This is a genomic window from Mesorhizobium sp. Root157 (genome assembly GCF_001427385.1).
GTDB lineage: Bacteria > Pseudomonadota > Alphaproteobacteria > Rhizobiales > Rhizobiaceae > Mesorhizobium.
In genome coordinates, this window is record NZ_LMGJ01000012.1 from 71,118 (window position 1) to 83,010 (window position 11,893).

At 56.7% G+C, this 11,893-nt stretch carries 9 protein-coding genes and 1 pseudogene; 3 read left to right on the forward strand and 7 right to left on the reverse strand.

Going from position 1 to position 11,893, the window contains the following annotated elements; translation table 11 throughout:
- Window positions 1-36: 36 nt before the first annotated feature.
- Window positions 37-840, forward strand: a complete 804-nt coding sequence (locus ASD64_RS08390) for a WecB/TagA/CpsF family glycosyltransferase (protein ID WP_056103601.1) — start codon at window positions 37-39, stop codon at window positions 838-840.
- Between the two features lie 302 nt (window positions 841-1,142).
- Window positions 1,143-2,420, forward strand: coding sequence for a hypothetical protein (locus ASD64_RS08395; RefSeq protein WP_056103603.1), 1,278 nt, complete (start codon window positions 1,143-1,145; stop codon window positions 2,418-2,420).
- On the opposite strand, the gene ASD64_RS08400 is transcribed toward ASD64_RS08395, so the two are convergent.
- The 6 genes from ASD64_RS08400 to ASD64_RS08425 all read right to left on the reverse strand — a co-directional run bounded on the left by ASD64_RS08400 (window position 2,410) and on the right by ASD64_RS08425 (window position 10,195).
- On the reverse strand, window positions 2,410-3,675 hold the full coding sequence (locus ASD64_RS08400; RefSeq protein ID WP_056103607.1) for a hypothetical protein: 1,266 nt from the start codon (window positions 3,673-3,675) through the stop codon (window positions 2,410-2,412). The genes ASD64_RS08395 and ASD64_RS08400 overlap by 11 nt on opposite strands.
- Window positions 3,665-4,666, reverse strand: a complete 1,002-nt coding sequence (locus ASD64_RS08405) for a glycosyltransferase (RefSeq protein ID WP_244480743.1) — start codon at window positions 4,664-4,666, stop codon at window positions 3,665-3,667. The genes ASD64_RS08400 and ASD64_RS08405 overlap by 11 nt, the downstream gene beginning before the upstream one ends.
- Before the next feature lie 174 nt (window positions 4,667-4,840).
- Window positions 4,841-6,271: a mannose-1-phosphate guanylyltransferase/mannose-6-phosphate isomerase gene (locus ASD64_RS08410; RefSeq protein ID WP_056103611.1), complete on the reverse strand. Its 1,431-nt coding sequence runs from the start codon at window positions 6,269-6,271 to the stop codon at window positions 4,841-4,843.
- Between the two features lie 217 nt (window positions 6,272-6,488).
- Complete coding sequence (locus tag ASD64_RS08415; protein WP_200957817.1) at window positions 6,489-7,364, reverse strand: glycosyltransferase; 876 nt, start codon at window positions 7,362-7,364, stop codon at window positions 6,489-6,491.
- The gene (locus ASD64_RS08420) at window positions 7,361-8,599 is read right to left on the reverse strand and encodes an O-antigen ligase family protein (RefSeq protein WP_056103614.1); all 1,239 of its coding nucleotides are present in this window, start codon (window positions 8,597-8,599) and stop codon (window positions 7,361-7,363) included. The genes ASD64_RS08415 and ASD64_RS08420 overlap by 4 nt, the downstream gene beginning before the upstream one ends.
- Before the next feature lie 408 nt (window positions 8,600-9,007).
- Complete coding sequence (locus ASD64_RS08425) at window positions 9,008-10,195, reverse strand: glycosyltransferase family 2 protein (protein WP_056103617.1); 1,188 nt, start codon at window positions 10,193-10,195, stop codon at window positions 9,008-9,010.
- Window positions 10,196-10,625: 430 nt separating this feature from the next.
- Here ASD64_RS08425 and ASD64_RS08430 point away from each other — a divergent pair, with 430 nt between their 5' ends.
- Complete coding sequence (locus tag ASD64_RS08430) at window positions 10,626-11,531, forward strand: glycosyltransferase family 2 protein (RefSeq protein ID WP_056104934.1); 906 nt, start codon at window positions 10,626-10,628, stop codon at window positions 11,529-11,531.
- Here ASD64_RS08430 and ASD64_RS20580 read toward each other — a convergent pair.
- A pseudogene (locus ASD64_RS20580) lies at window positions 11,528-11,887 on the reverse strand (integrase core domain-containing protein); the annotation flags it as partial. The gene ASD64_RS08430 and the pseudogene ASD64_RS20580 overlap by 4 nt on opposite strands.
- Between the last annotated feature and the right edge of the window lie 6 nt (window positions 11,888-11,893).

Sequence of the window (11,893 nt, forward strand, 5' to 3'; positions counted from 1 at the left end):
ATCGAATAAGCTCGTTGAGAAGGAGAAATTCCATCAATGAGCATCCAGTGCGAAACGCTGAAGCAGCCGTATGCCACGACCGAGTCGATCGTGCGCCGCAGCTTCCTCGGCGTTCCGTTTGACCGGGTCGACCAGGACAAGGTGGTCGAAATGCTGCGTGGCAATCCCGAAAACAGCAAGTTCCGCTACATCGTAACGCCGAACGTTGACCATGTCGTCCGCGTCAAAGGCAACAAGCCACTCTTGGCCTACTACGACAGCGCCTGGCTGTCTGTGTGCGATAGCGTTCCAATATCGATACTGGCGCGCATGTGCGGCTTGAAGTTACCGTTGGTCACCGGTTCGGATTTGACATCAAGGGTGGTCAAATCCGTTATCCAGCCGGGCGATTCGATCACGCTGGTGGCATCCGACCACGACCTTGTTCGCGATATGAGGCGCGCCTATCCCGACGTCCGGTTTGACTCTATCGTCCCGCCACATGGAGTTCTGGCCCAGCCCGAACTCTTGCAGGAGTGCGTCGAATTCGTTGCATCGCGTAAAGCCAGGTTCGTCTTTCTGGCGATAGGCTCGCCGCAATCCGAAAAGATTGCCCATGTCTTGTCGCAGGATTCACGAGCGACCGGTGTGGCGCTTTGCATCGGTGCAAGTCTTGAGTTCTTGCTCCAGAACAAGAAGCGCGCGCCGCTTTGGATGCGGCGGGTGGGCCTGGAATGGCTTCACCGCCTGGTGCTGGAACCCAACAGATTGTGGCGTCGCTACGTCTATGCAGTCGTGCCTTTGATGAAACTCTTCGTCCAGGAGTTCGCGCTGGGCAGGGGCAGGCGGGCGGACTTGTGATCAAGCTCCGATACGGGCTCGCAAACAGGCAACCGTGTTGGCGTTCTTCTCCAAAATGGGTGCGTCCACCGGCTTTGCTAGTCCTATTGGCTTAGATTGCCCGAAAGGTTAGCGGTCTCCTTCTCCTATCTGGGCGCTGGTGAATGTGATTGGAAATTCTAGCATTTACCGAGGCGAGTTTTTCTGACTCACCTGGAGCGTCGTGCGTCCGACTGGGCGTTCGAGGGACGCTCTAACGTTACCCGAAAACCGGATTCCACTTTCAGTCCGATGTTCGGGTGTGCAGGGTGCGGGGGATATGAATGTCCATTCAAAGGGGGACGTGGCAGAGTGCCGGTCTTTCGACCGCGCCGGCGACCAGTCGAGCAGATGGGTGTTTCCCTTTCGCGAGGCTTGACGCGCTGGGGAAGGTGTCGATTGACGCCCGCACACAGGTCGAGGGGCTTATTGCGCTTGCCAAGCGCGGGCTGCCGCGGATGTTCCGCAAGGGTTCATTCGCGCACAAGGTGAAGGCAGTCAGGATTAATGGTGACGTGGCGTTGAAGCCGGAAGGCGAGAGCCTTCGCAATTCCATCTGCATTGCAATGGGCCTTGCGTTCGTCGACGAGGACGATCAGGCAAGCATCCTGAAAGGCTTGTCGCTTGCTGATCTGCTCCGTTTGGTCGTAACCCGCGCGGAATTCTCCAACGATCCGGGGGCTATGGCGTTGGCCTTGTGGGCGGCGGCCGAAGGCCGGGGCCTGTTTGCCTCTCCTCTTGTCGTTCGGCTGACGAAATTGCTTGAGTCCGGTGCACCTCTTCCTGCTGCAGAGGTCGCGTGGATACTGACGGCTGCAATTGCCGCCGGTCCAGCCGGGGATACGGTCCACCTTGTCGGGATGGCGGGCAAGCGGCTGATGAACATGCAGTCACCTTCCGGCCTCTTTCCTCGGTTCGCGGCTTCCCCCGCTGGGCCGGAAGAGCATGCCGGTTACCTGGCCGACCAGACCTACGCCATCCAGGCCCTCGCGCGCCTCAGCATTCTGCGACGCAACACCGAGGCATTGACTGCCGCCGAAGCATGCGCATCGAAAATGTGCTCCATGCAGGAGATGTCGGGTCGATGGTGGTGGCGTTGCAACACCAGGACCGGTGAGGTCCTGGCCACTGATCCTGTCTTGAGTGTCCAACAATGCGCGATTGCGCCAATGGCGTTGTTTGAGCTCACAGAGGCAGGAGGCAGCGACCATCTCCCTTCGATTTTGAAAGGCTTGCATTGGTTCGAAGAACACACGGCGATGAAAGGCTCGTTTGTCAACAATAACTTGAACGTGATTTGGCACAGTTCTCGGTCGCGATCGTCAAACTGGGTATCGCTGGCGATTGCTCAGTGCCGACAAACTCTGCAGCAGAACTTGCCGGCTTCAATCATCGGCGTTGGTTCCCAGCGTATCCGTGTCATTCGTGAATGCAGCCCCGATGACCTTGGTTGGCTGTTGTACGGCTGGTATTCGGGACACTCGGCAGCAAACATCATAGAGCCGCCGCAAAGCGGGGGGCAGGCAAACCTGAGCTTTGTCCCATCACAAGCTACAGCTTGATTTTGTAGATGTGATAGCTGGATTCTCTTTCGAACGAGTCGACGAACCCATTCTCGCGGATCGGGATTTGACGACCTTCGAACAAGACTTCCACGCTTTGACCCTTGATGCCTGCTGGCAGTGCAAATGAACGGGTCCCATCGGTCCCTTCGGTCATTGCGAATATGTAGACATATCCATCGTGGACCTTGAGCATCGTATCGAGGTCAGGACCGAATTCCCATTTGTAGGATTGCGTATTGATGACGGGAGCCAGCATGTGAATCTGATTGTTCACTTCCTTCAGCGACTCGGCATAGGGCCATGCGCAAGATCCCGGCCCCTGTACCTGGGCCAGGCGCAGGGTCCCGCCTTCGCAGGAGCCGCTGAATGTGGTGTTGAACCAGACAATTCCGCGAGCTTCATTGACGATCGAGGCCATTACAGCACCCTTCTGCTGCTGTGGCGTCACTTGCGGGTTGTTGGTTCCCTCGGCAGGTCCCCCCGATATGAACTCGACAAAATTCCACAGGGGTTGTCGCTTGCCGTCAGCGGCATCCTGCATCGCCAGCATTTCCATCGACCGTCCGTAGGAACGTGACGTACGGCACGTGGCTTGAGGCGTGTCTATCAGGTAATTGGCGCGGTATGGCTGCAGGTTGCAGAACGGTATCGTGTACCAATACATGTCCATGGACACGATGTCGGTGAAGTCATTCACATATCGTTGGGCATCCAACTGATCCATGTCTTGCGAGATAACCAACTGCGTGAAGTTGGCATAATTGGGCTTGCCATTGCCTTTGTACTGGTCGACGAGCGCCTGCAGGTGAGCCCGGCCTTCCTCTGGCGTGAAACGACCGTCGACCTCGTCGTCCAGCAGATTTCCGACCCAGTTCGGGCTACTGGGTGAGGCATTCTTTAGAGGTCCGCCTATCCAGTACTGACCGGAAGCTTCAAACAGCCCGAAGTCGGTCCCTTCGTACATTCCCATATACGTGTTGACGCCGTGGGCCTTGTCGAACCTGGCTTCCTCTAGAGAACTGATCCCGTTGAACCAGATTGCCACTGGGAAGAAATCCGGCCGGTCCCATTTTTCCGTAGCCGGGAATTGAGCCCAGTAGGCGGGACCGCCTTCCCAATCGATGCGCGGCAGGTCAAGAATCGGCGTAGTATCTGCCGTCCTGGTTTCCGAGGTGACGGAGATAACCAGGGAAAGTGCGGCTGTTGCCAGAATTCCCCCGGAAACTGCGAAGGTCAGCCACTTATTTGCCAACGACCGATTCCACTCGCTTCTGCCATTTTCCCGGACGCAAAAGCGCATCCAAAGCCGCGCGATGTTCCGGGCCGCGCCAAGATCGAACGAGTTCTCCCACGGTCACTCCCATACGAAACACCAGGGTTTCGAACTTGCTGTGATGGCCGGCGAAGTCCCGCACGCGGTTCATCGTGGACAAACCAAAAAGGAATGGGTTGGCGTGCGTGTCGCCGCCCTTGTGGAAGGCCACGGCAACCGGCGAGTACTCGACCGTAAGCTCGGCTTCCCGAACGCGTCTCATGAAGTCCACTTCTTCGCTGTAGAGAAAAAACGATTCATCCCATACGCCCACAATATGGCGCGCTTTGGCGGAGATCAGCAGGATCGCACCGGTCGCCCAATCGACCGGTCCGACTTGCTCATAACGCTTTCGGTCCGAGATGATTTCTCCGGTTCTCAATTTGCCGGACAGCGTTCCGCCTAGAAGAGCCTCCGACCATGCTGTCACGATGGAGGGCTCGCATCGCAGCGAATAGGAAAGGTGGTCGCTCTCTCCCACGATCTTGGGCACGACCACGCCGACGCCGGGATTGATCAGCGCTCTGCGCATTGCCTGTACGGTATCGGGGCGAAGTCTGATGTCGGGGTTGAGGATGAGGACATCTACGTTGGCGCCCAGCGTTGCACAGGCAATGTTTATGGCTGCGGCATATCCTGCGTTGCGTCCGGTCTGGATGATCCGTGCGCCGATGGGGTGCGCGCTCGCAATTGCGACGGAATGGTCGCGTGAATTGTTATCCACGACGATAACTTCGCATTTCTCTAAACCCGTCAGCCCGTCAATCAATGAATCCAGCAGGCCCGCCAGCACGTCCTCGCTGTTGAAGGTTACGATGACGGCAGCCACCGGATTTGGGTGCAGCGGAACAACGACGCCGGCGTGACCGGTCATCGTGCTCGGATTGTCCATCTCGGTCTTGTTAGGCAACATCGGGCCGGCTATTGGCACAAAGGTCTCCGTAATCCTGCCCTGCAGTTAACCCTCCGATAGCCGGGTCATTCAACCTGACCTTTCTGCGGAACGGGGAACCGATACGCGCCAAGGGGGGTAGACCCTATTACCAATGGTTGAGGGCAAGACCGGTCTGTCGCAGCAGGTGTGCCTTCAGTGGTGGCGCGGACATTAGCTTCTGCCGAAATCATCGCTAATCCTGATGATGTCGTCCTCGCCAAGGTAGGAGCCTGTCTGGACTTCGATGAGCTCCAGCGTGATCTTGCCGGGGTTTGCAAGCCTATGCACTTCGCCCAGTGGGATATAGACCGACTCGTTTTCCTGCAGCATCTGTATCTTGTCGCCGATCGTGACTTCGGCAGTGCCTCTCACGACCACCCAGTGTTCCGACCTGTGATGATGTTTCTGCAGGGACAATTTCTTCCCGGGTATCACAAATATCCGTTTCACCTGGAAGCGGTCGCCGTTAAGTATCGACGTGTATCCGCCCCACGGCCGGTAGCAGGTGGGGTGATTTTGCGTCAGCTTCGATGTCGCTGCCGTTGCTGAGAGTTTTGCGACGATTTTACCGACATCCTGGCTGCTGTTCAGATCGCCCACATAGATGGCATCTTCCGTCGCGATCACTGCTACGTCAGCCATGCCGCACACCGCGACATGAGGTCCGCTGCTGACGACCAGAGAATTCCTGGTTTCGACGAGCGTCGCGTTTCCGGTTGCCACATTGCCGTCGGTGTCGCCTTGGCCGTTCTTCCATACGGCATCCCAGCTCCCAAGATCCGACCATGCAAATGACGTTGGAACGACCACGGCATTGCTGGTCTTTTCCATCAATGCGTAGTCGATGGAAATGTTCGGCGACTTGGCGAATTCGTCGGCATCCAGTCTGATGAAATCCAGGTCGCGGCAGGATTTTGCAACGGCGTTGTCCGCTGCCTCCAGGACATCGTGGCTGTGTTCCTCAAGCTCCGTGCGCAACTCCTTCAAGGGGAACATGAATATTCCGGAGTTCCAGTAAAAGCCGCCCGCATCGATCATTTCGACCGCTTTGTCATGGCTGGGCTTTTCCAGGAATCTGCGAATATGGAAGACCTTGGAGTTCAAGGGTTCGCCGACCTCGATATAGCCGTACCCGGTAGCGGGTTCCTTCGGCGCGATACCGAATGTCACGAGTATGCCTGACAGGGCGGCGTCATGGGCCACGCGGACTGCGTCGAAGTAAGTGTCGTCGGCGTTGATGGTGTGGTCGGACGGGAGCACCTGCAGCACTACGCCCTGGCCAAACAACGGAGTTGCAACGGCGGTCACGGCGGCTATAGCGGCCGCGGTGTTCCTCGCTGTCGGCTCAAGCACCACTGCGGCCAGTTCGATACCGATTTCGCGTGCTTGTTCGCAAACCAGGAAGCGGAATTCGTCATTGGTGACGATGATCGGAGCTTCGAACATGCTAGGGTCCGAGACACGCTCGAGCGTATTCTGGAACAACGTCCTGTCCCCGATAAGCTTTATGAATTGCTTGGGCGCCGCAGCGCGCGAGAGCGGCCAAAGCCGCGTGCCTTTGCCGCCTGCCAGGATTACGGGAACAATCTTCTTTTCCTTCATTGTCGTCCCATTCGTCACGAGGATCCCGAGTTTGCTTCAAACTGGCGGTTCTGCAGGGTGAACCTCACCCTCATTTCATCCCTTTGCATCCAAAGGGTTGCCGATAGGTATCCTGGTACCGAACTCTCAAGCATCTTGGTCAACAAGATGAAAGAAACCTTGGCATGCCATCGACTGGATGAACGGAGTAGCGCGCGTCTGGTCAATCCAGCATCTCCTACCGCCGCAAAACCCTTCCCTGAAACCGCGTCCATGCATATTTTGCCCTGTCCAACCCCTGCAGCCCAAACAGAAGGTACACAAGCTTTTTGGTCGTTCCGCGCGCGGCCTCGCGCATCAGCCGCCTTGGTTTAAGGACGAGTAGATCCAGCAGTCTATCCGAGAACTCCGGCTCTTTTGCTTCATCGATAATCCGGGGAAACAACGCCCGGTATCTTTCTGGCGAAACCAGTCGTCCGTGCACGCGGTTGCTGACATTCGTTCCGTGAATCACCTGAAGCCATGCTGGATCACCAGCGACGACCCGGGTTGGCATGATGCGTTCCAATTGATTGTGATAGGCGGCCCAGCATCCGACTGCACCTTCCCAAGGCTCACGGACCGAACAGAAGGCGTTGCTTTTATCGGTATGCAGGTATGTCTGGTTTCCCTGCATGATGAGCCCACTGGCCAGATAAAGCGCCGTGCGCTCATCCGTGACTGCTTCGGCTTGAAGCCTCTCTATGAAATCGACCGCCAGTCCGTCGTCGTTGTCGAGATTGGTAGTGATCAAAATGTCACCGGCCTGTCCAACCACGTCGTGCATATCGGCCATCAGTGCCTTTTTGCTCACGGCGACCCTGAATATCGGTCGGAACACGCCTGCCTGTTGCCAGACGGATATGCGCTTCATCAGCCAAGCTGGGCTTTGGGGGTCGAAGTAGATGATCCAATGAAAATTGGTCGAAGTTTGCTGCAACACTGAAGGCAGGCAATAACATTCGAACAGCACCACTCTTTTCTTTAGCCAGCCTTCCCGTGCCCGGATTGCACTTTCGTTGCCTCCGGAAGGCAAATTGAAGCGCGTGAGGATGACATGGTCCAACTTGGTCACGATTGGCCCCGCCCGTTCTGTTTTGTCCCGCTCGCGTTGCGCCTGGATGTTCGGTCGCTGGGCAATCTGGCCCGTCTGCCCGTGTGAGCGGATCTATCTGTCTGGATGTCCAGAAACCACGCGCCGCTACCCAGCAGGAACACGAACCATACATAGGTCGCGCCCCAGAAGTGAACGGTGGAACCGACGAAAAAGAATGTCGTCATGCACGCCAGATATGCCAGGCGATAAGTCGCATGTCTTTCGTCCAGGCCTTTTTTCAAACCGACGGCGAAGGTCAAACTGAGACAGGAGACCGCAATGAAGAACAAGGCGGGCAACCCATAGCGTATCGTATTTGCGAGCCAGAAATTGTCGATACTGTCAGATGTCATCCAGCTTGGGCGAGCCCAGTCGGCAAATCCGATTCCGAACATTGGGTGATTGTACACCGACGCAGTGCCGTATTCCCAGATGGCAAGCCGCCACCAACCGGATTGGGCGTCGAATGTGAAACGGGAAATGTAGAACTGGATAGGAGTCTGGTTGGAGCCGAGCTCGACAACCAGATATGCCGCAAAGGCTGCAATACCCAACAATATCCATCTTTGGCTCTGGCGTCGCAGGACCCAGTCCCATGCGATCAGAAATATCTGGACCATAAGCGCGGCAATCGGAGCCGAGGACATCGACATCAACGCGCTCCAGAATACAACTAACGTCAAAATCCATCGGCGACGGCCCGTCTGCTCTCGACTCAGCACCAGGAAAACCAGCGCCAGGATGCTACCGCAGAACAGGCCGAACTCGATAGAATGACTGAACGGGCCCTGGACACGCCAAAACCCCAGGCGCGGCTGGTCCAGATTTGCTGGCACGGTCGGCAGTACGGTCTGGAAAAATGCCAGGATGGGTTTGCTTGCGGTGATCCACTCATAGAGGGAAAATGGTGCCAGGAGGATCACGATCTTGGCCACCAGCCCGATCATGTTTCGGAAGTCGTTGGCATCGCGGATATAGCAGCGAGCCAGAAAATACGCTCCTGCCGTTTCGACAAAAATGATCCCGGACGACTGCAAGGCGGCGGAAATGCCATGTGCGTGAGCCAGGCTGATGGCTGTCCATAATGAAAACAGCAGCAACCCGATATCGGCGACCCGAACGCGCCCAGCCTGCCCCGACAGCCACTTTACAAGGCATGGCAGTACGGTGAACAGCAACACGATCCGATAGGCTGACAGGCTGATACTGCCCAAGGGTATGATCCATGGCACGACGAGGCCGATTATGAACAGACGTATCGGCCAAGCATTGGAACTAGAGCTTTGCTGGGCGCCCGTTGAACGCGCACGCTGGGAGACGACCGAACGCCTCGATACTTTCCTAGCAGTGTACGGAGCGCGGTTCAGTGTTTCGCCGCTCTGCGACAGGATTGGCGCGGACGGAAGTCTCCGTTTCGACTGTTGGCCAGATGCGCTGAACAAGCCAGTGTTCTCATCTCTCAAAGGGGCACTCGGTCGTTGCCGAACATTCTGTCACGGCTGACACCGTGAAGTTTACTCAACCCGGAGTACCGTCGACAACCACGCCCGGGTCAGCCTATTTGCAGCTGAATGTACTCATTTGGATGCATATCGAACCTGCCCGGAAGGACTGCGGAGGGTTCACGTTCTGCGATCGGTTCGAACCCACCCCTCGCCACGCCCCCCCCACATCCGAGCCGGGTACCTCGCCAGTTTCCGGAGAATGAACCCCGGAACTGCACCGATCATTCTAGGCGGTATGATCGCTCGACCATGCGACAGCCATGCCACCGTGGTGGCGGTCAGCATAACTGCGAGGTTGCAAAGGGCTATGTAGAACGGGGCATGCGATCCGCCTGCTGCGGCCAATAGGCCTGTCTGCACCGCCCACAAGCAAAGAATGGCTAAAAATAAGGTCAGGGGGGGGATCAGGCGGTCGATCAACAGGACGAACGCTTGCCAAGTGTGGATGCTGCGGGGTCTTAGCAAATAACCAAAAGCCGAACCGATCATCGCCAGATGTCCGCGTTCCCACCTCCGGCGTTGCGAAATCGTACCTTTTTCGGTTTGTGGAAAGAAGCTTGTGATGCCGAATTCTGGACAATAAGTGGGCGCATGGCCTGTCTGCGCGACATCGAAAGCCAGTTTCATGTCCTCGACAATGTGCTCATTGGCGAGGTCCGCCTTGCATATGATGTGCCAAGGGATGATCATTCCGGTGCCCATCAGCAGGGACGGCAGCTTCAGGCGCAGCATCCCCGTCGGCCTGACAAGGTTTTTCACGACATAGGCGAACTCGGCGATCTTGACGTCGAAAGCCGCGCCCGGTGGGGCCTTCATCAGATTCCTGCCCTGAACCGGCCGGCGGGTAGCAGTCGCAATGGCAGCCAAGCTGTCGACCGCGCCCTTGTCTAGCGCGCAGTCGGCGTCGACGACCATCGCAAGCTCGCACGGAGCATCTGCTAGGTAACGCATGCCTGCATCCAGCGCATACCCTTTGCCGCGCCGCACGCTATCAGTCCGCTCGTGGACCTCGGCACCGAGGCTCCTGGCGAGTGCCGCTGTTCGATCTTCACAATTGTCGGCAACTACAACGAGACGATCACCGGTCCCCAATTGTGGGAGAATGGTCTCGAGCGTCGCGCATATGCAGGTTTCCTCATTGTGTGCGGGAACAATCACGGCCACGGAGGGGCGGCGTCCTTTGTAAGCGCCGCGAGGCTTGTATCTAAAAGCACCAGCAAGGCATTGGAGAGCAAAAAACCAGGCCGGAACGGCCAACCCAAGTCCGATGAACACCGCAGATGTCGAGACGAATGATATGAGCATCGTTTCAGCCGCTGGTTGTTCGGGCCGTGCGATTCACGCGGCCCGGAGCTTCTCGATTACCGTTTTCGCAATAGCCAAAGAATAACGGCCACGTGCCCGGACCTCAACTGACGGCGCGGCAGCAAAAGTAGGTTTGACTTTCCGATCAATGGGGTAGTCCGCTTGAATGATCGCCCTCCTGTAAAGCATATGACTAGGCCAAATGGCGTAGTCCTATCATGTGTGGTCTGGTCATGGTGTCGACCGGAGGTTTGGCAGCGATTGCATGGCGCGGTTCCTACGCTGAAAGAGTGCGTTCTTTATTGGCCGCAAATGCCGTAGTGAACTTAATTGGATGCGAACTGAGTTGCTGGAATGCAGATTGCTGGCCTGCCACCGGAGCGACCGCGTTCTGACCTCATTCGACGGTTGCAACAATTGGGGAAGGGCTGTGGCTATCGAGGTGTCTGTCGTCCTGCCGACTTTCAACCGCTTGAGAAGCTTGCCGGCAGCTGTTGAAAGTGTGCTTTCCCAGTCGTTTCGCGACCTTGAACTTATCATCGTTGATGACGGGTCCTCCGAAGACATTGAGGGTTTTGCAGCCTCCGTCAGTGACCCGCGCTTGAAATACGTCAGGCGGCCGGTCAATGGAGGGGCTGCCGCTGCACGTAATACCGGCGTTTCCGAATCCAGGGGCAGGTTCATCGCTTTTCAGGATAGCGACGATCTCTGGTTGCCAGGTAAACTTGAAAGGCAGATCGCCCTCTTCAGGGAATTGCCGGACGAGGTCGGCGTAGTGACGGGCGGCAAGATCGTCTACGGCCGCGACGAGCGTTACCGGCACGGCCATGGCAAAGTTGCCTACGCTCCGCCTCCTCGAAGTATTCTTCGGCTGGATGAGGATCAAGTTGCCCATCTGCTTCTGGAAAACCGGATCAGCCTGCAAAATACGCTATTCAAGAGAAGCCATGTTTCTGGGGCGGCCTGGTTTGATAGCGGCGCCAGTGCGAATGAAGATTGGGAGTTTGCCATCCGCACGGCCCAACAGACGAAAATATACGAAGATATCGCCCCCGTGGTTGTTGGGTTTGTCTCCCCTGACAGCATTTCCACTGATGACAGGAAGCAGACCATGGGCATGTTGCGCATTCTGCGGCGCAATCGCGCGCTGTTCGATAAGTATGGCAACCAGCATTCGATCCTGTTGATCGGCGTCGCTATGGCCCTGTTCCGCACAGGCAAATACAGGTGGGCGGCTGATTTTCTTGCTGCGGGTCTCAGGCGCAACCCCAGGAATATTCTGATGGTCCCGCGTGCGCTTGGGCGTGAGATGAAGCTGAAGTTGTTTGCGACTTAGTTGTTTAGTCCTGGTATTTGATGGGTTGGATCGCTGATGAATCGATCCGGCTCCAAAGTCCATCGTTTGCAGATGAATTCGTAGGGCGTTCGGCCCTTTAGCGTCTTGAGCCTGCGACCGAAGTTGTAGGCTTCGATGAAGTTCTGCAGGTGCTGTCGCAACTGTTCATGGCTGTCTTAGTGGAAGCGCTTGACGGTTGCGTCCTTGATGGCGCGGTTCATCCGTTAGACCTGTCCGTTGGTCCAGGGATGCTTCACCTTAGTCAGTCGATGCTCGATGCTGTTGTCGTCGCAGACCCAGTCGAAGATATGCTGGAAGGCATTTCGATCACAAGCTCGGTTGGTGAACTGAATGCCATAGCA

Bases quoted from the DNA above. Each gene is read 5' to 3' on its own strand.
- ASD64_RS08410 (WP_056103611.1), bottom strand. From the start codon at position 6,271: ATGAAGGAAAAGAAGATTGTTCCCGTAATCCTGGCAGGCGGCAAAGGC.
- ASD64_RS08395 (WP_056103603.1), top strand. From the start codon at position 1,143: ATGTCCATTCAAAGGGGGACGTGGCAGAGTGCCGGTCTTTCGACCGCG.
- ASD64_RS08425 (WP_056103617.1), bottom strand. From the start codon at position 10,195: ATGCTCATATCATTCGTCTCGACATCTGCGGTGTTCATCGGACTTGGG.
- ASD64_RS08390 (WP_056103601.1), top strand. From the start codon at position 37: ATGAGCATCCAGTGCGAAACGCTGAAGCAGCCGTATGCCACGACCGAG.